Here is a 24,264-nt window from a genome sequence, read left to right as displayed (position 1 = left end):
TCAATTCGAAATCGAGGAGAATACATTGACCATAGGTTTCAGGGTTCGCAGTCGGCCTCGTGCGGTTGATCAGGCGTGGGTCGAAAAGTTCAAAGAATTGCCGGTTGCCAATGTCAGTGACAGCATGCATCGCATGCACGCGGCCGGCGCCGAACTTCGACCGATGCATCGCTCCGGCAAACTCGCCGGCCGCGCCATCACGGTCAAGGCGCCGCCCGGCGACAACCTTATGCTTCACAAGGCCATGGACATGGCAGTCGAAGGCGATGTCATCGTCATGGATGCCGGCGGCGAAGTTACCCACGCGCTGATGGGCGAAATGATGCTCGATTATGCCCGACGACGCGGTGTTGTCGGATTTGTGCTGAACGGAGCAATTCGTGACGCTGACGCGTTTCTCGAGATGAACGTACCGTCGTTTGCCGTCGGCGTGACCCATCGCGGCCCTTACAAGAACGGACCCGGTGAAATCAATTGCCCCATTGCCATTGGGGGAATGGTGATCATGCCGGGCGATCTGGTGCTCGGTGACGCGGACGGTGTGGTCGTTGTTCCGATCGACGACGTGGCCGAAGTCTATGAACGTACCGTTGCAAAGCACACGGCAGAGAACAAGCAAATGGAGAACATCAAGGCCGGTACGCACAAGCCGACCTGGTTCAACGATGCGCTTGCAAAGGGCGGCTGCGAGCTACCAGCAGATCACTGATCGCATCCGCGCCGGAACATGCCGGAACCCACGGAGGAGGTGAGGTTCCGGCCACTGCAAAGCCCTTGGCCCGTTCAATCTGTACGGGCCCGAAACCCTCGGAGCGCTGCGGCGCCGATAACTGTCATCAATGGGAGGATACCATGAAGCATTTGATCCGAAACACTGCACTGGCAACAACCCTGCTCTTCGGCGCGGGCGCTGCCCACGCCGAATGGCCGACGGATCGGCCGATCGAATTCATCGTCGCTTTCGCGCCGGGCGGGGGCACGGACGTCATGAACAGAACGCTCGCGCCTTATGTTGAGAAGGAGCTTGGCGCTAAGATCACCATTCTTAACCGGCCGGGCGCTTCGGGCGAAATCGCGTACACCGCAATGACGGAAGCCCGTCCGGACGGGTATACCGCGTCCTCACTGAACACGCCTGGCTACCTCACGATGCAGATGGACCGCAAGGTCCGCTTCGACCCCAAGAAGCTTTGCCTTGTCGCGCGGATCGTCGAGGACCCAGGTTCGTTCATCGTCCAGTCCAACTCCGAATTCAACTCGCTCAAGGATCTGGTTGCCTACGCCAAGGCAAACCCTGGCGCCGTGACGATCGGTACGACGGGTCTTGGGACTGACGAACATCTGGCGATGCTTCAACTCGAGAAAGCTGCGGGTGTCGATCTCACCGCTGTGACCTTCAATGGGGCAAACGAGGCACGCACCGCGCTTCTCGGCGGTCACGTAATGGCGATCGGCATCAACGTCGGCGAGTTTGTCGGCAGCGATCATTCGGCGTTCAAAAATCTTGGTCAGTTCGCTGAAGAGCGCGCCGTGATTGCCCCGGATCTGCCGACCGCGAAGGAACAGGGGTTCGAAGTGCTGATGAGCTCCGAACGCGGCATTGCCATGGGGTGCGACGTTCCGGAGGACATCCGCAAGAAATATTCTGATGCCGTGCGCAAGGCGCTCGACAATCCCGAGTTCCAGGCAAAGGCGAAGCAGCAGTCGCTCGCACTGTCCTACCTATCCTCCGAGGACTGGAACAAGGAAATGCCAGTCAGAGCTGAGCGGCTCGGCGCGATCTGGAAGCTTGCCAAGGAACAAAACTAATGTTGAACCCACGCAAGGCTGAAGGAACTGGGGATCGCCCGGATTTCCTGACGGCAGCACTGTTGGTGGGCTTCGGCGCGCTCGGCCTTTGGGCCGGGCGTGACCTGACGCTCGGTACGGCTTCCGCGATGGGACCAGGGTATCTGCCAAGAATCGTCTGTTGCCTGTTGATCATCGTTGGCGTCACTGTCGGTGGCCTTGGCGCATTCCGGCAGCGCGAGGAAATCTCCAAGCCGAAGCTCTGGCCGGTGGCCATCATCCTGGCGTCGGTGGTCGGCTTTGCCTTTATCGCCGAGTTCTTTGGTTTTGTGGCTGCATCTGTCTGGTTGCTTCTCGTCGGAAGCATAGCCGACCGCGATTCCAAGCTTCGCGAAGTGCTCATACTTACCGCGGGTCTGACCGCCTTCGGTGCTTTGGTCTTCATCGTCGGGTTGGGCGTGCAAATGCCGATCTGGCCGTTTTGAGGCTTAGAACATGGAATTCCTTGATCTACTTGCACTGGGCTTCAGCGAAGCGCTGACGCCGACCAACCTGGGTTTTTGCCTGTTGGGCGCATTGCTCGGCACCCTTATCGGCGTGCTGCCCGGCATCGGTCCGACCGCAACGATCGCAGTCCTCCTGCCGATCACGTTTTACCTGCCGCCTTTGGCCGGTATCATCATGCTGGCCGGAATTTATTATGGCGCCCAGTATGGTGGGTCGACGACGGCGATCCTGGTCAATCTGCCGGGCGAAGCATCATCAGTGGTCACCGCGATAGATGGCTACCGAATGGCGCAGAACGGGCGAGCGGGATCGGCATTGGCCGTTGCGGCTCTTGGCTCGTTCTTCGCGGGAACGGTTGCCACGTTCGGCATCGCGATCGCTGGCCCGACTCTTTCCTCTTTTGCTTTGTCGTTTGGGCCAGCCGAATATGTCTCGCTTATGCTGTTCGGCTTGCTCGCCGCGACGGTGCTTGCCCGTGGCCCGGTGCTGAAGGCCATCGGGATGATTCTGCTCGGCCTGCTGCTCGGCATGGTCGGCATCGATGCCAGTTCCGGCGAGGAGCGACTGACCTTCGGCGCGGTCGAACTCTTCGACGGGATCGACTTCGTTGTCATCGCGATTGGTCTCTTCGGCTTTGCCGAGATTATCGAGAATCTCGAAAATCATGAGGCGCGCGGTGTGCTCGTCAGCAAGCTCAGCCGGCTCTGGCCGACGAGGGATGACTTCCGCCGCGCCTGGCCGGCGGTCCTGCGTGGTACCGGCGTCGGAACCTTCCTAGGTGTCCTGCCGGGGGGAGGAGCAACGCTTGCATCCTTCTGCGCCTATTCAGTGGAGAAGAAAGTTTCCAAGTACCCGCAGGAGTTTGGCAATGGCGCCGTGGAAGGGGTCGCCGGTCCGGAAGCCGCCAACAACGCTGGTGCACAATCCTCGTTCATCCCATTGCTCACTTTGGGCATTCCTTCGAACAACATGATGGCGATGATGCTGAGCGCCTTCATCATCCACGGCATCACGCCAGGCCCGACGGTGCTCGCGACCCAGCCGGAAATTTTCTGGGGTCTCGTCGCGAGTATGTGGGTCGGAAACCTGATGCTGGTGGTCATCAACCTGCCGCTCATCGGCGTTTGGGTGAAGTTGCTGACCGTTCCTTATCGCCTGCTGTACCCGGCAATTCTGCTATTCTGCTGCGTTGGCGTGTACAGCATCAACAACCGTATCTTCGACGTCGTCTTGGCAGCAGGTTTCGGTCTGTTGGGGTACGCCTTCCGCAAGGCGAAATGCGAGGCAGGGCCACTGCTCCTCGGTTTCGTCCTCGGCCCGCTACTGGAGACAAACATCCGCCGTGCGATGACCATCTCCCACGGTGATCCGAGCGTTTTCTACGAGCGACCGATCAGCCTGGTGCTGCTGATGGCCACCGTGGGCATGTTCGTCTTGATGGTCCTGCCGTCGTTCCGCCGCACGCGCGAAGAGGCGTTCCAGGACGAAGAGGCCTAAGCCTCCTTTCGATTGCCGAAACTCCATAACGGCCGTCTCGTGCGGCCGTCTTTCTTCCAACCTCCACGGGGTCGAACTCACATGTCCAATCACCCGCAGAATCCTGCCCGCATCGTCCTGCTCGATCGGCAAACTCTTCCCGACGACATAACGATCCGCGCCTTCTCGTTTTCTCACGAGCTGGTCCAGTTCGATCACACAAAGCCGGAGGAGGTCGCCGATCGTATTCGCAATGCGGACATCGTCATCACCAACAAGGTGAAAGTACGAGGCTCCGCCATCGCAGGTGCGCCGGAGCTCCGCCTGATTGCCGTCGCGGCCACTGGGACGGATGTCGTCGAAGTCTCCGCCGCCGCCGAACGCGGCGTTGCCGTTTGCAACATCCGCAACTATGCGGTCAACACCGTTCCCGAGCATACCTTTGCCTTGATCCTGGCACTGCGCCGGAGCCTCATTGCCTATCATGCATCCGTGCGCGCCGGCCGTTGGCAGGACGCCGGTCAGTTCTGCTACTTCGATTATCCGATCCGGGATTTGGCGGGTGCGACGTTGGGCGTCATCGGTGATGGTGTGCTCGGGCGCTCCGTTGCCGATCTGGGCCGAGCCTTCGGCATGAAGGTTTTGTTCTCCGATTATAAAGGGTCGAAGGGGATGGGCCCGCTCTACACGCCCTTCGAAGAGGTCCTGCGCGTGAGTGACATCATCACACTGCATTCCCCACTCATGACCTCCACCCGCAACATGATATCCACGGCCGAGTTCGCGCTTATGGCGAAGCGTCCGCTGCTCATCAATACCGCTCGTGGCGGACTGGTAGACGAGCTGGCTCTCGAACAGGCATTGCGCGATGGATTGATCAGCGGCGCCGGCTTCGACGTCGTGACGGCAGAGCCGCCTGAGAAGGATCACGCCCTCATGCGTCTTCTCGACCTGCCGAATTTTATTCTGACACCCCACGTCGCCTGGGCAAGTCGTGAGGCCGTGCAGTCACTCGTCGACCAGCTGATCGACAACGTCGAGGCATTTGAGCGCGGCCAACCCGCCAACCTCGTCGCGGCCTAACATGATCGACGTCACACAGGATCCAAGGGCTTTCCTGACGAAACTCTTCGCCGCCGCCGTAGGCGCCGCGGACCCCCACGAGGCGATAAAGGCAAACCTGCCACAAAAGCCGCGCGGACGTACGATTGTGGTCGGAGCCGGGAAGGCGTCGGTTCAGATGGCTCAAGCCTTCGAAAGCCTCTGGGACGGTCCGATCGAGGGTCTTGTCGTCACGACGCACGGGACAGCGGCACGTTGCCGACGGATCGAGGTCATTGAGGCGAGCCATCCAGTCCCTGACGCATTTAGCCTTAATGCGGCGCAGCGCCTCCTGAACCTGGTCTCCGGTCTGACGGCGGATGATCTGGTCGTCGCGCTAATCTCCGGCGGTGGTTCTGCCCTGCTGGCAGCACCACCACCGGGCTTGACACTCGCCGACGAGATTGCGGTGGGGAAGGCTCTCCTGGCATCAGGTGCGCCGATCTCTGCGATGAATGTCGTGCGAACCCAGCTTTCGACGATCAAAGGCGGACGTCTCGCCCTTGCGGCTTATCCTGCGAAAGTCGCGACGCTCATCGTGTCGGATGTGCCAGGTGACGATCCGGGTTTGGTCGCAAGCGGGCCGACCGTTGCGGGCTGGAGCACCCACCGCGACGCACTTGAAGTAATCGATCGCTATCGGATTGAGCTTCCGCGCGGCGTCATGGACTATCTGTCCGCCCCGGCTGCACAGCCTTTGGATAGCAACCATCCATGCTTTGCCCGAAACGACGTGCATGTCGTGGCTTCGGCGGCAACATCACTGGAAGCCGCGGCAGAAATGGCGCGGGAGGTGGGCATTCCCGCCGTCATCCTTAGCGACGCCGTGGAAGGGGAAGCGCGGGAGATCGCCAAGGTGCATGCCGCTATCGCCAAGGAAATCCTCCGCAATGGCCGGCCCTTTAGAAAGCCTGTGGTCCTTCTCTCGGGCGGAGAAAGCACCGTGACGCTTCGGGGGAATGGCAGGGGTGGACGCAACACGGAGTTCCTCCTTTCCCTCGCGAGTGAAATCGCCGAATGTACTGGCATTTTTGGCTTGGCTGCCGACACGGATGGGATTGATGGTTCTCAAGACAATGCCGGGGCTTTTGCGGATGCCTCATCGGTGGCTCGATTGAACTCGCTGGGCCGTGACGCAAAAGGACTGCTCACCAAGAACGACGCCTGGACGGCGTTTGACGCATTGGGCGACTTATTCCATACCGGACCGACAGGAACCAACGTGAATGATTTTCGTGCAATCCTGGTGGTTTAGTGATGGGCGGTCGCTTGCACCAATTCCTCTGTCTGAATGACTTCGAACGAGTGGCCAGGCGTCGTCTTCCACGACCGTTGTTCGGTTACATCGCGGGCGCGAGCGAAACCAATGCGTCGCTGCGCTACAATGTCCAAGACTTCGACTCGTATGCCTTTCGCCCCCGGGTGCTTCGTGATGTTTCTGGGCGCAACACCCAGGCAACGCTTTTCGGCGAAACATACGACGCCCCTTTCGGGATAGCTCCAATGGGCATCAGTGCGCTGATGGCCTACCGTGGCGACGTCGTGCTCGCCGAAGCGGCCGGGGAGCGTCGAATTCCCATGATCATGAGCGGATCCTCGTTGATAAGACTAGAAGAGGTCGCCAGCGCCGCCCCAGGATCTTGGTTCCAGGCCTATCTTCCAGGCGAACCGGATCGCATCGACGCGCTCATTGACCGAGTGCAAGGGGCCGGGTTTCGGACACTCGTCCTCACGGTCGATACCGCCACGCTGGCAAATCGTGAGAACAATATCCGTGCCGGCTTCTCGACCCCCTTGCGCCCGAGCCTACGCTTGGCGTGGCAAGGCGCCACCCATCCTCGATGGACGATCGGCACCTTTCTGCGAACGCTGGCAACGCATGGCGTTCCGCATTTCGAAAACTCATATGCGACCAGGGGTGCGCCGATCATCTCCTCGAACATCATGCGCGACTTTGGGCGAAGAGATCATCTGAACTGGGTGCATCTCGAACGCATTCGCTCGCGCTGGCCGGGGAAGCTCGTCGTTAAGGGTGTTTTGCATCCTGACGACGCATCGCGCGTTCACGACGTTGGCGCGGATGGGCTGATCGTGTCGAACCACGGCGGACGGCAGCTGGACGGGACCATGTCGCCCTTGAGCGCGCTTCCTGAAATCGTTGCGCGTGTCGGTGACAAAACGAGTGTGATGATCGACGGGGGCTTTCGACGTGGCACCGATGTAATGAAAGCGCTCGCGCTCGGCGCACGCTTCGTTTTTGTCGGGCGGCCGTTCCTCTATGCGGCGGTCGCCGCTGGTGGCCCAGGCGTCCTCAAGGCAATCGACATCCTAAAATCCGAAGTCCATCAGAACATGGCGCGCTGCTAGGAGCGGTGGTGCTTGACGAAATCGACCAGCGCTATGTCGTTCACCGAGCCTGCTTCTGAGCCCTTGTATCCTCCATCCCAAGCCGTGTTGCCGTGTTGTTCTCGCTCTGTGCTGAAAAGATCGCATAATGTATCACTTGGAATGCGCCCTGGTCGGCCCCGACACCGCTTGTCACCACGGTCTAATAACTGCAGCGAAAGAACCTAGTGTTTCAATTCCCGTTTTGAAGTCCCGTTTCCCGCTCGACACGACTTAGAGCCAGCCGTATCGTTTCTTCTCATCGTGATCACCACGACCGGGGAGAGATCGATGTCCCCACAATTCAACCTTGAACGCCGTCGCTTGTTGAGCATGGCTGCCGCCGCAGCCGTCGAACTTGGCTTCGTCGACGCTGCCCATGTGGGCTCAGACAAGTCCGCCACGAAGACGAGCACCGCCACCCTGGCCGCCAGGCGCACGTCCTTTGAATCTATGAAAAGCATCAAGGCCGTCGACCTCGAAATCGGTTACGCCGAGGCTGGTGCCAGCAACGAGCCCGTGGTCTTGCTGTTGCATGGCTGGCCCTACGATATTTATAGCTATGTCGACGTTGCGCCGCTGTTGGTCTCGGCCGGTTATCGGGTGATCGTGCCCTATCTGAGGGGGCACGGTACGACCCGATTCCTGTCGAAGGACACCCCACGCAACGGCCAGCAATCCGCCTTGGCCGTCGACATGGTTGCGTTCCTCGATGCGCTCGGCGTCGAAAACGCAGTTGTCGGCGGCTGCGATTGGGGTGCGCGTACGGCAAACATCATGGCCGCCCTATGGCCGGATCGTTGTAAGGCGATGGTGTCGGTGAGCGGTTATCTCATCGGCAGCCAAGAGATGAACAAGAAGCCCCTTCCACCAAAGGCCGAGCTCGCCTGGTGGTATCAATTCTATTTCGCCACAGAGCGCGGCCGGCTCGGCTACCAGGCCAATACGCGCGATTTCGTTCGTCTGATCTGGGAGACCGCCTCGCCGACCTGGCAATTCGACGACGCGATCTTTGCGCGTTCGGCCACGGCGTTCGAAAACCCGGACCATGTCGCTATCACCGTCCATAATTATCGCTGGCGGCTGGGCCTGGTCGAAGGCGAATCCCGCTTCGACGCATTCGAGGAAATACTTGCCAAGAGCCCGGTGATCACGATCCCGACGATTACCCTCGAAGGCGACCAGAATGCCGCGCCGCATCCCGAGCCTGAAGCCTATGCTGGCATGTTTTCCGGCAAGTATCAGCATCGCAACATCACTGGTGGCATCGGCCACAACCTGCCGCAGGAAGCGCCGGAAGATTTCGCGCAGGCGATCATCGACGTCGACCGCCTGTGAAAGCGATGGCGTATTGATCAACCGCGCTGCCCACAAGGCGCGCTGAAGGCTCGTGGAAATATCCGTTCAGCAGCCAGTAGGGCACCGCTCCCGCGATTACCCCATGTTGATAAGGCCATGTATCGGAACGCCGCGAGATTTAAGTATCCCTCCAGGTCTGAAGCCACTGATTGAACCCTGCCGCACGACCGGGCGGCGCTGGAGCTGCAATTTCGTAGGCGCCGACGATTGGGTTGATGGTCGGGAAAAGCAACATCAACTGGCCCTCGCGTAGTTCCCTCTCGATGAGAGACGGGCTTGCCTGGCCGATGCCAAGGCCGGTCATACAAGCATCGATGGAGGCCTCATCCGTATCGAAAGTGATGCTGCCGCTGCGCGGCTGAAATGGTGTCTTTGCCGCCTCGCACCAGCGGTGCCATGACCACCCATCCGAAGTGTCGAGCAGGATCGGCAGATCAAGCAGTGCCGCGGGCGTCATCGCTTGAGCGCTGCCGCCCAAGAGGAGCGGGGAACAGACGGCCACCGTTCGGTCGAGCAGGAAGGCTGAAGGGAAGCGGGTATCCTCGGAGCCTCGGCTGTAGGTGATCGTCACGTCGGGCACGTCATTGGCCCCGAGCGCCAGTGACTGGATGTTGAGATCAACGTTGGGATTCTCCTGCAGGTAGGCGCCAAGCCTTGGAATAAGCCAGCGTCGCGCCAGCGTGATGGGTGCCTGGATCACCAGGCGCACGCGGTCAGGCAAGAGGGCGCGCGTGCCGCTTTCGATGGTGGCGAGGGCGGCATTCACGTGGGTGAGATATTGCCGGCCGGCATCAGTAAGTGAAATCGCATTATGCCGGCGATGGAAGAGATTGACGCCTAGCATGTCCTCAAGGGACTTGATCTGCCGGCTGATTGCCCCGGGTGTCTTATGCAGTTCCCGCGCGGCCAGCGTCAGACTTCCCGTGCGCGCTACAATCGAAAAGGCGGGAAGCGTTGCCAGCGGCGGTAGTTTCGTCCGGTTGGATTGAGAATTTCTCATGCGGGCGTGCAAATCTTTCGCTTGCAAATAAGTTGACTGTATCTATCCACATTCCTTCTGAACGACAAGAACGATCCGGGAAGGCCGCTTCTTTGACCGACATATGCAGTGGGCGGAGACGAAGGACGCCAGGTTTGTTGCCGCGTGCGGCATGCATTCCGCGCAACCGCATGGGGCTACCTGCCGGACGCCACTGTCCTCATTGATCACACCAGGGAGAAAAGCATGTTTTCAAGTCTTGCCATGTCGAGCAGGCGCGCCATCCTAGCGAGTGCTTTTGCTGCCTGCTTTGCAGTAGCCGCCGGTTCCGCATTCGCCGAAGACGCGACCCGGAAGGTGACGGACGATCGCGGCGTGACGGTCGAATTCCCCGCGCAGCCGAAACGCATCGCCTCGATCTCCTATTTCGCCGATGACGTGGCCCTGGCACTTGGCATAATGCCGGTAGCGAGCACCTACATGGTTGCCGACCGCCCGCCTGAGTTCCTGCTCGGCCTCACCAAGGACATGACGCAGATCGGCCAGCGTGCGAAGCCAAACCTTGAGCTCCTTTCTGAAGCAAAACCCGACCTGATCGTCGCGATCCGCCGCTATACGGTCGGGAATGCGCCGCAGCTCGAGAAGATCGCGCCCTATGCCGCCTGGAACATGGAACTGCTGGATGGCAGTGACAAGGAGATCGAGGCGCTGGCGAAAATCCTTGGAAAGCCCGAGCGCGGGATCGCGCTGAACAAAGCGTTTCGTGCACATCTCGCCGAGGTTGCTGCAAAGGCACCAAAGGATAATCAGCCCCGTTACGCAATCATGTGGGGAGGCGAAGTGCCGTTCGCCTTCCATGACGAAAACACCTCGGCCTCTATCGTTAACGCGATCGGTGGCAATAACATCGCTGGTGCAATGACGCCGGGCGGCGAGTTCGGCATCGACCTCAGCCTTGAGACCATGCTCGAGAAGGATCCGGAAGTCCTGTTCATCTACGATTACGGTCCGGACCGCCCGCATGAGAACAACCCGATCTGGAAAGAGCTCACGGCGGTCAAGAACAACCGGGTCTTCTACGTTGGGGACCAATGGGTCGAGACCAACGGCCCGATCGCCCGCGAGATCGTCCTGCGCGAAGCGGCCCACTACCTCTACCCGGATATGTTCCCGAAGGTTGACGTGAAGGCGGAAGCAGCCAAGATCATCCCGGCCGAACTTCAGAAATAAGTGATTGATCGCGACGACGATGGGCGCACGGAAATCCTCGATAGCCATCGGCTTGGTCGTCGTCGCGACTTTCCTTGTCATTGTGATCGGGCTGATGCCGGGTGCTCGCAATCTACCGCTGGATGCTGTCGTGCGAGCGCTCGTCAGCGCGGATGGCAAGATTGAAACCATCCTCGTCTGGACGCTCAGACTTCCGCGGAGCCTCGCCGCTGCCACAGCGGGCGCCGGTCTTGCAGTCTCCGGCTATCTGCTTCAGTCGCTGACCCGAAATCCGCTAGCCGATCCCGGGATTACCGGCGTTACCGCCGGGGCGATCACGCCGATCGTCACCTGCTTCGTCTTCCTGCCTTGGGTTTCCGGGCTCTATTATCCGCTCGTGGGGTTGGCCGGCGGTCTTGCGGCGGCTTCGGTGACGTTCTGGGTGGCGCGTGGCGGCAACAGCCATCCGCTCCACCTGGCGCTGGGCGGTGTCAGTATCTCGCTCTTTCTTGGTGCGATTACGATCTATGTCCTGCTGTTTGCAGGCCCACAGTCGACGGCGCTGCTGTTTTGGCTGGCGGGGGGCTTTGCGGGCCGAACATGGGTGAATCTTCTCCAGATGCTGCCATGGGTGCTGATCGGGATGATCGGCGCTTTGGTGCTTCATCGGGTCATCGCAATGTTCTCGCTTGACGATCATTCTGCCGCGGCAATGGGAGTTCAGCTTGCCTTGTGGAAGCCGGTTCTGCTGGTGCTTGCGATCTGCCCCGTGGCCGGCGTTGCGCCTGTCGCCGGCCCCGTCGCTTTCGTCGGTCTGGCCGCGCCGCATATCGCAAGAATGTTGCGGCCCCGCGGCGCGGCTTGGGAGATCGCTCTTGCAGCAGCCTTGGGCGCGCTGATCGTGACAGCAGCGGACCTGATAGCGCGCACGATCGCCATTCCGAAGGAACTGCCGGTCGGCATCGTGACGGCCCTGCTCGGTGGGCCGCTGTTTGTCTATTTGATCCAGCGTGGGCGCCTCGATTTCAAGGAACAGGCTGCATGAAAGCGAGTGCGCCTGCGACAGGTCAGCCAAGCCGTTGGGTGCTACCCTCAGCGGTAGCACTCGTCCTCCTCTCATTCGTGGCGGCCATTTTCCTCGGCATCGTCGATCTCCCTGCTCATGACGTTTTGTCAACGCTAACTGGGAGCGGTTCGTCCGAAGCCCGTTCGATCATCCTTGATATCCGACTGCCGCGGATCGTGACGGGTGTTCTCGCCGGCATGCAGTTTGCCCTGGCCGGTCTCCTGCTGCAGACGATTACGCGCAACCCGCTTGCCGATCCCTCCCTGATGGGCGTTTCTCAGGGGGCGACCTTGACCGTGACTGTGTTCCTGCTCTTCACGGTCTATCTCGCCAATCCGGATTCCTATTCGGTCAATGAGTTGCCGATTGCCTGGCTTCCGGCTGCTGGGATGGTGGGGGGAATGTTCGCCGGCGGCATCATCTATCTTCTTGCCTTCCGTCTTGGTCTTAGTCCGATCCGGATCACGCTCTGCGGTATCGCCATCGGCGCCGTGCTCCATGCGATCGCCATCGGGCTTATCGCGGGATGGGGCTCGGCGCGCATCGAGATCATTCTCGAATGGCTTTCGGGCAGCCTCTATGCTCGGACGTGGGATCACGCGTTTTTTCTTTTACCATTCACCGTCGCGGGTCTCGCGATACTCCCGCTGATCTATCGCCCACTCACGCTGCTTCGGTTCGATGCGACCGTCGCCCGTTCCTTCGGGCTTTCGTATCGCCGGCAATTTTCGCTCGTGCTGCTCGTTTCCTGTGCCCTTGCCGCCAGCGCCGTCGGCGCGGTGGGACCGATCGTCTTCGTCGGACTGATCGTCCCGCACTTGGCGCGCTTTTTCGCCGGGCGGCATTTCCCGCTGGTTCTTCCCCTCACCATCGTGCTGGGCGCCGTGATCGTCACGCTCGGTGATCTCATCGGCCGGCTGGCCGGCGGGCCCGAGGAAGTTCCGATTGGTATCGTCACCGCCCTCATGGGCGTTCCCGTGATGCTGGCGCTTCTGCGCAAGGTTCCTTAAGCTCGCCCATGCCTCTTTCTTGTTCGAAATTGTCGGTTCTTTACGGGCGTCGAAGGGCGTTGAACGGTTTTTCCCTGTCGATGGAGAAGGGGGAAATTCGCGCGCTCATCGGTCCGAATGGATCCGGAAAAAGCACGGCCCTCCAGGCGTTGGCCGGATTGATCGCGCCTTCGGAAGGCAAAGCCGAGATCGAAGGGGTTGCGCTCGCGTCTATGTCGCGACATGCCATTGCCAAGAAACTTGCGTTCCTGCCGCAGCAGCCCGCCGCCCCGGACGAAATGACCGTCGCCCAACTCGTTCGCCAGGGGCGTTTTCCTCATGTCGGCCTGTTTCGCTCCTATGATCGGACGGATGAAGAGGCCATCGTATGGGCACTCGAAAGTACCGGCCTATCAAGCCTGGCGGATCGAACGCTTCATGAACTGTCAGGAGGCGAGCGCCAGCGCGCCTGGATCTCCGCGGCCTTGGCACAGGAGGCAGGAATCCTGCTTCTGGACGAGCCGACGTCGTTTCTCGATATCGGCTACCAAGTCGAAGTGCTTGATCTGGTTCATCGCCTTAGTCGCGAGCGCGGCGTAACGATCATCATGGCCATCCACGACATCAATCAGGCGATCGCTGTCAGCGATCGGATTTCGCTGTTGGAAAAAGGCGAATTGCGCTTCGACGGCGAACCGAAGATGCTCGCCACAAGCGGACTGATCGAAAAGACCTTTCGGGTGAAAGGCAAGTTTGTCGAGGTCGACCCCGACAAACCTCCTCATTTCGACATCGAGCTTACGAGGCTGCACCGTTCGGGTTCTTGACGAGCCGGAAGACGATCTTCGTTTGCGTGTAATAGTCGAGAGCGTCGGCGAAATCGGGTGTCCAGCCATCTTCGAAGAACGGGACGAAGCCGTCGTACTCCAACTTGCGACCGGAGACTGCGAAGCCGGCCTTGGTGAAAGTCTTGGCGTAGTCTGTGATCGAACGATCCCGGACGACAGTGTTTGTCCGCTTCGCAACGAGATCGCGCCACTTCGGCCAGAGAGGGTTGTCGGTGTGGCAGCCGGTGACAGCGTAGTAGACGCCGCCCGGCTTCAACGCCTTGAAGATATTAGCGGCATGGGCATCGATGTCCTCGATCAGGTAGATCACCTCGTGGCTGATCGCCAGATCAAACGCTTCCACCCAACCCTCGAGGCGCCCGCCCACGGCATGCTGCACGGGCATGTTGCCTTTGAAGGCTTCGGCCTTTGCGATCGACTGTTCGGCGATGTCGATACCAAGCGCCTTGCGGAAAGGTCGGACTGCATAGAGATGACGCAGCAGGCCGCCCTGGTTGCAGCCAAAATCAAGCACGCTTTTCTGGGAGAGGTCGCGCTCGACGATCAACTCAAACAGATGCCGCCAGATGGGTGCGTGGCCATCCGCCATCCGGTCCTCTGCGTCTGGATCGACGTACCAGGTGGCGATGGTTTTGTTATCCTGGCTCATGGCAAATCTCCGTTAGCAGCTGTCTTGTCGGCAGCGTTCTAGAGCACCTAGACTCGCACGGGTAGTACAAACTGTATGTTGTTGCGGACGGCCGCAAATTGACCGTGCACGCCGCTGCCATCGGCACATTCTTCATCGGGGCAGCCTCAGACGGCCCAGCCGGACTAATTGTTCGGTGGGCACCCGGAGAGTTACCGATCCAAAACCTCCCAAGCGCTCAAATTGAGTCCGCTTCGGACGGTGCGTAGAGGGCCACTTGTGCGTCCTCTTTTCTTTGCCTCATACAGCGCTTCGTCCGCTTGCCGCTGCAACGCCTCTGAAGATCCCGCCTCGCTGCCGTGTTCCCATATGGCCAATCCAATGCTAACCGTGACATAGGCAGGAAGAGCCACAGCTCAGGCTTCAGCAATTATGATGTGGTCGCGGATCTCTCACTCGGCGATGATGTCGTCCGTCACCGATCTCGTTGATGTTGGCACAGTGCGAAACGACTCCAACATGTATGGTGTTCAGCATCGAGGCCTCGTTTCCGATAGACGTTAGGCTTTAGTCGTCGCAACGTTAGCGCCCAGACTGAGAAGAAGGCGTTAGACCGCGGCAGGGCTGTGCGCCGCGATGAAACGCGCCGGCGCAGCGACGAAAAGCGCCCGTTTCCCCGATCAGGGGCAGGCGCAGGACTTCACAATGTCCCCTGTGAAGTCTCCTCGATAAGAGCCTCTGGCCTCATCATCCTCTGACGGGCTATTTCTTTTCGTGATCGCTCGGCCGTAGGGGCCCTTTCTTCGTGCTGGCCCTAGCAAAACAAGGTGCGCACTCTACATAAGTAGTCGCGCATATACTCCCCGCCCTCCGGGGATGAGCGCACAAGCGGGCTTCATCATTAATGAGGCCATTCTGGCCTCGTCGCACCCCCACGACGAGGCCTTCATGCTTTCTCGCCGCAGTTCTTCGAACTTCGACGCGAGTGCGCTGTTCAAGAGATCGTACAAACGCTGGCTTTTTGTGTCGCGAAGCTTTTTTGCGATATTAGGGCAACGCCAGAGCCAGGCGAGCCCAGCCCACCTGCACCAATCCCATGTTGTATCCTCGGCTTTCCTCCCGCCAGTACGAAACAAGCTTCAGAGCCGTTGCCGCGTCATTTTGGTGGCTTCGCGACAGGTCTCCAGGATGTCTTCTTTGCCCATGCTGCGGATTGTCCCGCAGACAGCGCACGAGACAGCCTCTCTCGTCTCCATTTCGCGAAAACTGAGCCTCTGCCGCGTGCCGCACCTAGTGCACTGAATTTCAAAGCTGTCGGAGCAATTCACCACTGCCTCCCGTTGCTTTTCAATTCTCCTACAACCTGGGTCGCCGAGAGGTAATTTCAAGATTGCTATCGCCTAAACTGGATCGAGCATTGACGGAACTTCCCGGATCGAAGGGATCCCGACGTCGGGAGTTGTCTCGGTGATCTCGCTGTCTCCGGTTGCCAGGGGTTTCAAAACGCCGCGGCAATGCTCCAGGGTGTTGGAGGGATTGCTGCCTGCAGAATTCCCGTGCTGTGTCTGGACACCGTTGTCCGGCAAGTTTTGGCAGCGGTGGGACGGCATGATCGGCTCTTCCAGCCAGCATGGGAAGAGGCAGGTGTGGCGCCGGATCTCACGATAGATCGTCGATCGATGACGACCGAGTTGGCGCGCCATTTCTTTGATCGGCAGCTTGCGTTCGACAAAGTGGAAGAGGCGGCGTCGATCGGCCAGATTCAGCTGCGAATAACGTCGGGACATGCCAAAATCTCCAAGGGGAAGCCATTGAAATCATTGGCATATCGCACTTGAAAATAGAATGTACCGCTTCAGAACTCTGGATGGCATATTTGTGCTCGCCGCTGAGGCGCACCGATAAGGCCGCGCCTCTTTGCGTATTGTTCTTGCAGTTTTGGAACAGAAGCGGCGGTCAAACCTTAATTGCTGAAGCAGACGCAGGCGACTTTGCAGGAGAGTGCCCTTCGCGCCTCTGGTTCGGACCTAACCGTGGAGCTTCGGAAATGGTCATCCGCGGGCTGTTGCTGAGGCGTGGTGATCGCTCTGTCGCTCCCGCCGTCGCGAACGAACTGAAAGGGATCCGATGTCGAAACAAGCCGAACGCCGTCCCGCTGTGCTGATTACCGGCAGTTCCGGGTTCCTAGGGCAGGCCATCGCGAAGGGTCTGAGCCAACGGTTCCGTGTCATTGGTCTCGACGTGAAGAAGCCCAAACGCTCTCTTGAGCGTATGGAAACCGTCGAGATCGACCTCACCTCGGACGACAGCGTCGATGCCGCCGTGCAGAAGGCGGCAGAATTGGCCGACGGTCCAATTGCCTCGGTCATCCATCTCGCCGCCTATTACGACACGACCGGCGAGGATAACCCCAAATATGAGGCCGTCACGGTGCAGGGCACGCGTCGGCTTCTGAAGGCGCTGAAGGGTGTTGAACCCGAGCAGTTTGTCTTCTCCAGCACCCTGCTTGTGCATGCGCCGAGCCCCAGCAAGGGCGCGCGCATCGACGAGGATTCCCCCATTGATCCGGCCTGGGCATATCCGCAGTCGAAGGCCGACACCGAGGCACTGATCGCGGCGGAGCGTGGGGATATCAAGTCGGTGATTCTGCGCTTGGCAGGCGTTTACGACGAGGACTGCCGGGCAGCGTTCATCGCACAACAAATCGCCCGCATCTTTGAGCGGCTGCCGACGGCCTATCTGTTCAGCGGCGATCTCAGCGCGGGCCAGCCCTATCTGCACAAGGACGATCTGGTCGACGCGATCGTTCGCGCCGTCGACCGTCGTGCCGAGCTTGCGGATGAGACTGTACTGCTGATCGGCGAGGAGGAGACGCCGTCTTATGAGGAGATGCAGAAACGAATCGGACGGCTCGTCCACAACGAGGACTGGCGCACGCTCAGCCTGCCGAAAAGTCTCACCAAGGCCGGCGCCTGGGTGCAGACCGCACTCCTCGATCAGGAGACCGACATCAAGCCGTGGATGATCGAGAACTCCGACGACCATTTCGAGATCGACATCTCGCGAGCCCGCTCGCTGCTCGGATGGGAGCCGAAGCACAGCCTGACGGAAACACTTCCGGAGATGATCGGCAGGCTCAAGCAGGATCCGACCGATTGGTACGAGAAGAACAAGCTCGACTCCTCCGCCGTAGCTGCCTCCGAGCCGGAACTCGATCAAGCCAGGGAACGCCTGAAGGAGCAGCCCGAGCGCAGCCCGGAGGATGTCGACAAGACCGTTGAACGTCATCGGTTGCGGACCCTGTGGGCGCCGATGGCGAATGCGGTCCTGGGCCTCTGGTTGGTGACGTCGCCGATGACGCTGGGCCTCCTTGATCCGATAGCCATGGCACTGCCTCCCGCGCTCGGCCACGTGATTGCGGAACCAGAGAGCCGCAACAGTTGGCTCGGTGTCAGTGAGATATTCTCGGGACTTCTCATTACCATCCTGGCACTGGCGGGAATGGCGCGTCGATGGCAGTGGATCCAGTGGATCACCGCCGCGGCAGGTCTCTGGGTAATGCTGGCGCCGTTGGTGTTCTGGACCACGAGCCCGGCCGCCTACGGCATCGATACGCTGGTCGGCATGCTGGTGGTGGCGTTGGCGGTGATGATCCCGCCGACGCCGGGCATCAGTCGCCGCGCGCTTGCGGAGGACGACGACCGGCCGCTCGGCTGGAGCTATTCGCCGTCCTCCTTCACTCAGCGCATTCCGATCGTCGCGCTCGCCTTCGTCGGTCTCTTCGTGTCGCGTTATCTCGCCGCCTACCAGATGGGCCATATCGACGGCCTGTGGGACCCGTTCTTCGGTACCGACGAGCCGTCCGTGCGCAACGGCAGCGAGGCGGTCGTCACGTCCTGGGTGTCGAAAGGATTTCCCATCGCCGATGCTGGCCTCGGTGCCTTCGCCTACGGGCTCGACGTCCTCGCTGGCGCCATCGGCGACCGGCGTCGCTGGCGCACCATGCCGTGGATGGTTTTCCTGTTCGGCCTGCTCATCATCCCGCTGGGAGTGGTCAGCGTCTCCTTCATCATCATCCAGCCGCCGCTGATCGGCGCACTCTGCACGCTCTGCATTATCCAGGCGGCCGTGACGGTAATCCTCATCCCGTATTCCGTCGACGAGGTCCTGGCGACAGTCCAGTATCTTTGGCGCGCGAGGCGGGCCGGCCAACCGCTCTGGCGCACTTTCTGGATGGGCGGGCCAGCACTTTCGGAGAACCAGACTCCTGAGCCGGATCTCGATCGGCCCGTTTCCGAGTTCCTCAAGGACTTTGTCTTTGGCGGCGTGACTTTCCCATGGACCCTGGCGGCCAGCGTGCTACTCGGCATACTCCTGATGGCGACGCCGCCGATTTTGGCCACGCAACCGCCGCTCTATTTCAGCGACCACATCGTCGGCTGCCTGGTCATCATGGTCGCGGTCACCGCCATGGCCGAGGTGGTGCGGCCGGTGCGTTTCCTCAATGTGGCCCTCGGAGCCTGGGTTGTGGCGACACCCTTCCTACTTGAAGGCGGGACGGGTGCGGCGATGATCGCTGACCCCGCGATCGGACTGGTTCTGATCGGTCTCAGCCTGCCGCGTGGGACGCGCAGCGAGGAGCACTATGGCGGCTGGGATCGAGCGATTGTCTGAATTGTTCGAACTCGGCACGTACCCCGTCTGGACCAATGTCGCGATGTTTGGCGTGTCCCCTCTGGTCGTATCGGTCGCTGGCACGCGCATCATCGGCTCATGGCATTGAGCAGGAGACGTCATCCACCGTCGCGCACTGCGCAGGGCAGGAAGGTGCCATGCGCTGACCGATGGCGCGCCTTATAAGCTGGCCGGGCGGAGGCGTTAGTCGTCTGCCGATCTTCCATAGAGGTGGCGAAGCGCGTCTTTGGCTTCCTCCAGCACCTTCTTGCGGTCGGCGGGAAGGTTCTTGCCAGCCCGATTGATGTAGAAGGTCAACATGGACATGGCGGAGCGAAACGGCTCCGCCTTGCGCTTTTCGCTCTTGTCCGCCGAACGTTTAAGCGATGCTGCGATCTCTTTCGGGTCGTCCTTCTCGAAGACAAGCGGCTCCAGTTCGAGAGCGTCGCTATGCTCGGTCACTTCGGCGGACCATCTTTTCTTCCGAGCCATGAAATCCTCCCGTTCTCAGACGATTAAAGTGGCAAGACTAGTCCGGCGGTTGCCCCGGCACAGCGCCTGGAGGAATGACCGGGGTGGTGCCGGTGTCGGAGGGCCGCTCCTCAATTTCGGGGTCACCGGTCCTGGGCAGAGTGAGCACGCCGTTGCAATCCTCCAGCGACGGTCGCGGACGGGCCTCTCCCTCATTATTGCGCTCGGTCCCTTCGTTCTGGTTTCCGGGCTCAACCTGACAAGGATTGGACCGGTCGGAATCGCCATTGCCATTGGATGTTTGAGCGGCCGCAACGCCAAGCGCTCCTGGCCAGCACAACAATGTGGTTGCTGCCAAACAAAGCATCCGTGAACCAGATGGCACGGGGAAGTTGGGCCTGGGATGGCATGCCAGGCGGCTCTTTGGATTGCGTGTTTCTAGTGGGACAGGAGGATGAACCGGCGCTGGATTGGGATTATCCGGCTGCGGACTGTTCGGCTCAGGTGCGGAAGTGTTCATCGTTGGTTCTCTTTCAAAAACCGTCAACCATCAATTCGTCTGAACGCGATGTGTTCCCAATGGCGCCGCCAGAACTTTGCGGCGGTGAGATCACAATCGGGAACAATCGGCCGGGCCCCTCATTTTCATCATGTCCAACAAATCGATGGAGGTTGTCATGCCTACTGCAAGCGGACACACGGATGCCATCCAGGCTTCGCGCGTGATCGGCGCCGATGTCTACAACACCAATGGCGAGCGGATTGGCGAGATCAAGGACGTCATGCTTGAGAAGACCTCAAGCGGCATCATGTTTGCCATCGTCGGATTCGGAGGCTTTCTCGGCATCGGCGAAAAGTATCACGCCGTGCCTTGGTCTTCGTTAGATTATGACGTCGATGCTGGCGGCTATGTGGTGCCGTTCAGCAAGGAAAAGCTGGAAGCCGCACCGTCTTATTCTGTCAACGAGTTGACGAAGGATGACGGTATTCTGGCGAGGGATCAGGCCTATGATTATTATGGCGTACAGCCATATTGGCACTGAATGGCATCCAGGGCACGGCGGCCTCAACGGCCGCCGTGCCCTGTCTAAAACCTGCTTTGATGCAAGCTGCATTTTGGCTAGGGGCGACGACTTGCCGAGTGGGCCTGTTTCTGTTCCGTCTTGATCCAGTTACCGTCCTGCCCGCACTCCTCCTTGTGTCAGTGGAAAGGGGTTTCGGCCCAGCCTGACGCCGTGATCTCCACGAAACCTCAGGGTGCCGTGGTTCCGGAACTTCCCCCTCAATTATGAGTTCGTAAGCGCAAGGGCTAGACGCAAGGAGACCTCCATGCGCGCAACAGGACTGGACGTATCCGACAAATCGATCCAGACGGCCAACATCTGGCTGGACGAATCATGGAGGCCCGGACCGACAGCTTGCCCGATCTGATGACGAGAGCCTGGAGGCGACAATACGTTTGAAGGTGATGTGAGAACAACGTCACCCCGCAAGGCGGGGTGATCCGGATCAGACTGGCGCACGGACAAATAGGAGTGTGACATGGCCGGCAGCAAAACTCACGAGCAACAGCGTCGCACAATCGAAAAGCGGGAAGAGACCAGCAAGGCTGGCGACGATTTTGACGCCGAGGAGGAACTGAAGCGATCGAAACCGGGGCGGGAAGTGCGCCGTGGACGGGGCAAGCGTGGCGACGAAGGGGTCGATCTGACACACAAGGACGACCGGCAGATAATTAGGGGCACAAATCAGGAAAGCGAGCATCACAAACGCCGCGCGGATGGACGATGATGCTCGACTATCAACATGCCCGACACCGTATGGTCGAAGCACATATCGCACGGCGAGGCGTGCGCGATGCGCGGGTCCTTTCAGCCTTGAGGCAAGTTCCCCGCGAAGCATTCGTGGCCGAAGGCTTCGAGGAGTTCGCTTACGAGGACAGCCCGTTGCCCATCGGGAGTGGCCAGACGATTTCGCAACCTTTCATCGTTGCCAGGATGGCAGAAGCAGCGGAAATAGAGCCTTCCGATCGCGTTCTGGAAATTGGTACCGGCTCGGGCTACTCGGCGGCCATCTTGGCCGAGCTTGCCGATGAGGTATTCACCATCGAGCGGCATGGCGAACTCGCCGAGCAGGCTGGGGAGCGCCTCCACAGCTGCGGCTATGGCAAGGTGACCGTAAAAGTGGGCGATGGCACCAAGGGTTGGCCCGAGAAGGCACCTTTCGATGCAATCGTCGTGGCGGCAGGCGGGCCTTCCGTTCCAGTGTCCTTGCAGGAGCAATTGGAGCTTGGCGGACGTCTGGTGATCCCGGTGGGTGACAAAGGGGGCAAGCAGCGCCTGCTTCGCATCACGCGCGTCGCCGGCAACAAGTTCGAAGAAGAGGATTTAGGTGGCGTGATGTTTGTGCCCCTAATCGGCGAGGAAGGCTGGATCGATCACGACGTCAAGCCCTTGATGCGTCAGATCCGGATATCCGTTCCCCAATTGATCGCCGAGGAAGCAGAAGACCTTCCGCCGATCGATGATCCGGACTTTGGCGCGATCTTCGATCGCTTTGGCGGGAAACGTGTCGTTCTCTTGGGTGAGGCAAGTCACGGAACGTCGGAATTCTACCGGGCCCGCGCTGCGATCACGAAGCGCTTGATCGAGGAGCATGGCTTCACGATCGTTGCGGTCGAGGCGGACTGGCCGGACGCTGCTTATCTCAATCGCCATGTCCGAGGCAAGCCGCATCCAGCTGGTCTGTCACCGCCGTTCCAACGCTTTCCTCAGTGGATGTGGCGCAACACCGATGTCGCGGCCTTCATCGACTGGCTGCGTGGGTACAATTCCGCTAGAGCGGATCCAGACAGCATGATCGGCTTCTACGGCCTCGACCTTTACAACATGAGCGGATCGATCGCTGCGGTGTTGTCGTATCTTGATAAAGTAGACCCGCATGCCGCGAGTGTTGCCCGGGAGCGCTATGGCTGCCTCACGCCTTGGCAGAATGAGCCAGCCACATATGGCCGCGCCGCGCTGCGCTCCGGCTACAAGGATTGCGAAGATTCGGTGGTGAAGCAATGCCGCGAACTGCTCGAGCGCTCGCTCTCCAAGGAAGACGGAGACCTGCTGGATGCGCAGCAAAGTGCAAGGCTGATCGCATCGGCCGAGAAGTACTACCGGGTGATGTACTATGGCGGCGCCGAGACCTGGAACCTGCGCGACCGGCACATGTTCGAAACGCTGCAGCAACTGCTGAACGTTGGCGGACCAGACTCGAAGGCGGTCGTATGGGCGCACAATTCACACATCGGTGACGCGCGCCACACAGATATGGGAGCTGTCCGTGACGAAGTGAACATCGGTCAGCTGTGCCGCGAGCGCTATGGCGATGCAGCGCTGATCGGCTTCGGCACCCATTCAGGCACGGTCGCCTGCGCCTCCGATTGGGATGGCGAAATGGAGATCAAAAAAATAAACCCCTCGCAGCCCGAGAGCGTCGAGTCCATGTGCCATCAAAGCGGTCGGGGGTCATTTCTGCTGGATTTCCACCGCAGCGACGTCGCAGCAGAGGCGCTTCGAATGCCACTTCTGGAGCGCTTTATCGGAGTGATCTATCGACCCGAGACTGAACGCCTAAGCCACTATATGGGCGCCGCGCTGTCTCAACAGTTCGACGCATACGTCTGGTTCGAACACACGTCCCCTGTTACGCCTCATGACAGCGGTGATGCCGGTATCGGTCAAGTGCCAGATACCTATCCTTTCGGTACGTAATGCGTGCTTGATCAAACAGAGTATCCTTGCCCGCCGTTAGGAACTCAGTGCGCCGGCCCACGTCCACAGCTCGGGCAACAAATCCACCACTCGGGTATCGCCGCCGCCTGCCGGCGGCGTATGGGGGGAATGCGCCAGGTTCCTTAAGTCGCTGTTCGCGTTCCCAGCAGTCACAATCTTCTCAAACACCATCGAAATGATGGCGAGTCCTTCAGGAAGGACGTACCCGGATTGCCGATGGGGAGGTATGCGTCCAGAACGCTGGGATGGCTATCTCGTCCGCATTTTGCGTCTCCACACAGCCCCCGGGTACGAGACGGACTGCGCCAGCCTGATCAGATCCGGTAGGCATCGTCAACTTAACGAAGCTTGGACTTGGATGTGGTGTAGCGGCTGCTCCTTCGGGGACGCGACGCGGCTGTCCCCTCCACGGTCGACTTGCTGACGTGAATGGATCCATGCTCGTTCCAGCGATTCGTCCGCTCACCGCATAGGCCGATTTGGAAGATTCCATGAGGTTAGCGAAAGGCTTGTTGCTTAGTTGTTCACCTTCTGGGCCAAAAACGTCGCATACTGTATCGTCCGGAATTGACCCTCGCGGTTTGGTATCGCGCGCAGCGGTGTCGGTTATCGCTTCCTCCCGGCCGTATCGTCGGTAGGTTTCTCCTCGTCGTCGAGCGCAGCCTGGAGGGCTTTGAGCACATCGCTAAGCGGATCGAGCTTGGAGATGTGGGGTACCTGCTCAAGATCGTCGGGAAGAGCGTCTCGGCTGAAGCTTGTCAAGAAAACGAACGGCCGACCAAGCTCGGCCAACTTGCGGGCCACGGAAAAGCTTTTGCCGTCTGTCAGTTGGATGTCGAGAATGGCAGCGTCGGGAGGACCGGCGGCGATTGTTTCAAGCGCGACGCGCACCGACGGCGCCGGGCCGGCGATAGCGTAGCCCGCTGCCTCAAGGCTTTGCATGAGATCCGCCGCCAGAAGAAATTCATCTTCGACGATCAGAATGCGGAAGGGGCGGGGCAC

20 protein-coding genes and 2 pseudogenes are annotated in these 24,264 nt (G+C 60.0%); 16 read left to right on the top strand and 6 right to left on the bottom strand.

What is annotated here, in order from left to right; all coding sequences use genetic code 11:
- The first annotated feature begins 25 nt into the window (after positions 1 to 25).
- From BLU35_RS25460 to BLU35_RS25425, 8 genes and pseudogenes are all read left to right on the top strand, one after another.
- Positions 26 to 709: an RraA family protein gene (locus tag BLU35_RS25460; protein WP_093234985.1), complete on the top strand. Its 684-nt coding sequence runs from the start codon at positions 26 to 28 to the stop codon at positions 707 to 709.
- A gap of 143 nt (positions 710 to 852) precedes the next feature.
- The gene (locus BLU35_RS25455; RefSeq protein WP_093234984.1) at positions 853 to 1,809 is read left to right on the top strand and encodes a tripartite tricarboxylate transporter substrate binding protein; all 957 of its coding nucleotides are present in this window, start codon (positions 853 to 855) and stop codon (positions 1,807 to 1,809) included.
- Positions 1,809 to 2,273 (top strand): tripartite tricarboxylate transporter TctB family protein, encoded by a 465-nt coding sequence (locus BLU35_RS25450; RefSeq protein WP_093234983.1) that lies wholly within the window; start codon positions 1,809 to 1,811, stop codon positions 2,271 to 2,273. The genes BLU35_RS25455 and BLU35_RS25450 overlap by 1 nt, the downstream gene beginning before the upstream one ends.
- A 10-nt stretch (positions 2,274 to 2,283) precedes the next feature.
- Positions 2,284 to 3,792 (top strand): tripartite tricarboxylate transporter permease, encoded by a 1,509-nt coding sequence (locus tag BLU35_RS25445; protein WP_093234982.1) that lies wholly within the window; start codon positions 2,284 to 2,286, stop codon positions 3,790 to 3,792.
- An 81-nt stretch (positions 3,793 to 3,873) separates the two neighbouring features.
- Positions 3,874 to 4,854, top strand: a complete 981-nt coding sequence (locus BLU35_RS25440) for a D-2-hydroxyacid dehydrogenase (protein WP_093234981.1) — start codon at positions 3,874 to 3,876, stop codon at positions 4,852 to 4,854.
- A 1-nt stretch (position 4,855) separates the two neighbouring features.
- On the top strand, positions 4,856 to 6,127 hold the full coding sequence (locus BLU35_RS25435) for a glycerate kinase type-2 family protein (RefSeq protein ID WP_093234980.1): 1,272 nt from the start codon (positions 4,856 to 4,858) through the stop codon (positions 6,125 to 6,127).
- A gap of 2 nt (positions 6,128 to 6,129) precedes the next feature.
- Positions 6,130 to 7,298: pseudogene (locus tag BLU35_RS25430) on the top strand (alpha-hydroxy acid oxidase).
- Between the two features lie 250 nt (positions 7,299 to 7,548).
- Complete coding sequence (locus BLU35_RS25425; RefSeq protein ID WP_093234979.1) at positions 7,549 to 8,595, top strand: alpha/beta fold hydrolase; 1,047 nt, start codon at positions 7,549 to 7,551, stop codon at positions 8,593 to 8,595.
- Positions 8,596 to 8,734: 139 nt separating this feature from the next.
- Here BLU35_RS25425 and BLU35_RS25420 read toward each other — a convergent pair whose 3' ends face one another.
- A complete protein-coding gene (locus BLU35_RS25420) occupies positions 8,735 to 9,616 on the bottom strand; it encodes a LysR family transcriptional regulator (protein WP_093234978.1) in 882 nt (293 codons plus the stop codon).
- Between the two features lie 243 nt (positions 9,617 to 9,859).
- Here BLU35_RS25420 and BLU35_RS25415 point away from each other — a divergent pair, with 243 nt between their 5' ends.
- From BLU35_RS25415 to BLU35_RS25400, 4 genes are read left to right on the top strand one after another with little or no spacing between them, the layout of a single operon-like run.
- Complete coding sequence (locus tag BLU35_RS25415) at positions 9,860 to 10,825, top strand: ABC transporter substrate-binding protein (protein ID WP_286161621.1); 966 nt, start codon at positions 9,860 to 9,862, stop codon at positions 10,823 to 10,825.
- A gap of 19 nt (positions 10,826 to 10,844) precedes the next feature.
- Positions 10,845 to 11,849 (top strand): FecCD family ABC transporter permease, encoded by a 1,005-nt coding sequence (locus BLU35_RS25410; protein WP_093235011.1) that lies wholly within the window; start codon positions 10,845 to 10,847, stop codon positions 11,847 to 11,849.
- The gene (locus tag BLU35_RS25405) at positions 11,846 to 12,880 is read left to right on the top strand and encodes a FecCD family ABC transporter permease (RefSeq protein ID WP_093234976.1); all 1,035 of its coding nucleotides are present in this window, start codon (positions 11,846 to 11,848) and stop codon (positions 12,878 to 12,880) included. The genes BLU35_RS25410 and BLU35_RS25405 overlap by 4 nt, the downstream gene beginning before the upstream one ends.
- An 8-nt stretch (positions 12,881 to 12,888) precedes the next feature.
- Positions 12,889 to 13,686 (top strand): ABC transporter ATP-binding protein, encoded by a 798-nt coding sequence (locus BLU35_RS25400; protein ID WP_093234975.1) that lies wholly within the window; start codon positions 12,889 to 12,891, stop codon positions 13,684 to 13,686.
- On the opposite strand, the gene BLU35_RS25395 is transcribed toward BLU35_RS25400, so the two are convergent.
- The 3 genes and pseudogenes from BLU35_RS25395 to BLU35_RS25380 form a co-directional block, all read right to left on the bottom strand.
- The gene (locus BLU35_RS25395) at positions 13,658 to 14,356 is read right to left on the bottom strand and encodes a class I SAM-dependent methyltransferase (protein ID WP_093234974.1); all 699 of its coding nucleotides are present in this window, start codon (positions 14,354 to 14,356) and stop codon (positions 13,658 to 13,660) included. The two genes, BLU35_RS25400 and BLU35_RS25395, sit on opposite strands and share 29 nt — an antisense overlap.
- Positions 14,357 to 14,547: 191 nt before the next feature.
- Entirely contained in the window at positions 14,548 to 14,748 is a 201-nt protein-coding gene (locus BLU35_RS25390) for a diguanylate cyclase domain-containing protein (protein WP_502688175.1), read from the bottom strand.
- Between the two features lie 1,230 nt (positions 14,749 to 15,978).
- A pseudogene (locus BLU35_RS25380) lies at positions 15,979 to 16,122 on the bottom strand (helix-turn-helix domain-containing protein); the annotation flags it as partial.
- Between the two features lie 340 nt (positions 16,123 to 16,462).
- Between BLU35_RS25380 and BLU35_RS25375 the strand changes: the two are divergent.
- Positions 16,463 to 19,009, top strand: a complete 2,547-nt coding sequence (locus tag BLU35_RS25375) for an NAD-dependent epimerase/dehydratase family protein (protein WP_093234972.1) — start codon at positions 16,463 to 16,465, stop codon at positions 19,007 to 19,009.
- Positions 19,010 to 19,213: 204 nt separating this feature from the next.
- On the opposite strand, the gene BLU35_RS25370 is transcribed toward BLU35_RS25375, so the two are convergent.
- Positions 19,214 to 19,501, bottom strand: coding sequence for a DUF3175 domain-containing protein (locus tag BLU35_RS25370; RefSeq protein ID WP_093234971.1), 288 nt, complete (start codon positions 19,499 to 19,501; stop codon positions 19,214 to 19,216).
- 656 nt (positions 19,502 to 20,157) lie between these two features.
- Here BLU35_RS25370 and BLU35_RS25365 point away from each other — a divergent pair.
- The 3 genes from BLU35_RS25365 to BLU35_RS25355 all read left to right on the top strand — a co-directional run bounded on the left by BLU35_RS25365 (position 20,158) and on the right by BLU35_RS25355 (position 23,241).
- Positions 20,158 to 20,523 (top strand): PRC-barrel domain-containing protein, encoded by a 366-nt coding sequence (locus BLU35_RS25365; RefSeq protein WP_093235010.1) that lies wholly within the window; start codon positions 20,158 to 20,160, stop codon positions 20,521 to 20,523.
- Positions 20,524 to 21,022: 499 nt separating this feature from the next.
- A complete protein-coding gene (locus BLU35_RS25360; RefSeq protein ID WP_093234970.1) occupies positions 21,023 to 21,271 on the top strand; it encodes a hypothetical protein in 249 nt (82 codons plus the stop codon).
- Positions 21,271 to 23,241, top strand: a complete 1,971-nt coding sequence (locus BLU35_RS25355; RefSeq protein ID WP_093235009.1) for a protein-L-isoaspartate(D-aspartate) O-methyltransferase — start codon at positions 21,271 to 21,273, stop codon at positions 23,239 to 23,241. The genes BLU35_RS25360 and BLU35_RS25355 overlap by 1 nt, the downstream gene beginning before the upstream one ends.
- 627 nt (positions 23,242 to 23,868) lie before the next feature.
- On the opposite strand, the gene BLU35_RS25350 is transcribed toward BLU35_RS25355, so the two are convergent.
- A complete protein-coding gene (locus tag BLU35_RS25350; protein WP_093234969.1) occupies positions 23,869 to 24,264 on the bottom strand; it encodes a response regulator in 396 nt (131 codons plus the stop codon).

Origin of the sequence: Sinorhizobium sp. NFACC03 (assembly GCF_900103435.1) — a bacterium.
Lineage (GTDB): Bacteria > Pseudomonadota > Alphaproteobacteria > Rhizobiales > Rhizobiaceae > Ensifer.
The sequence above is the reverse complement of the archived record's forward strand: the minus strand, read 5'-3'. Positions and strand labels throughout refer to the sequence as shown.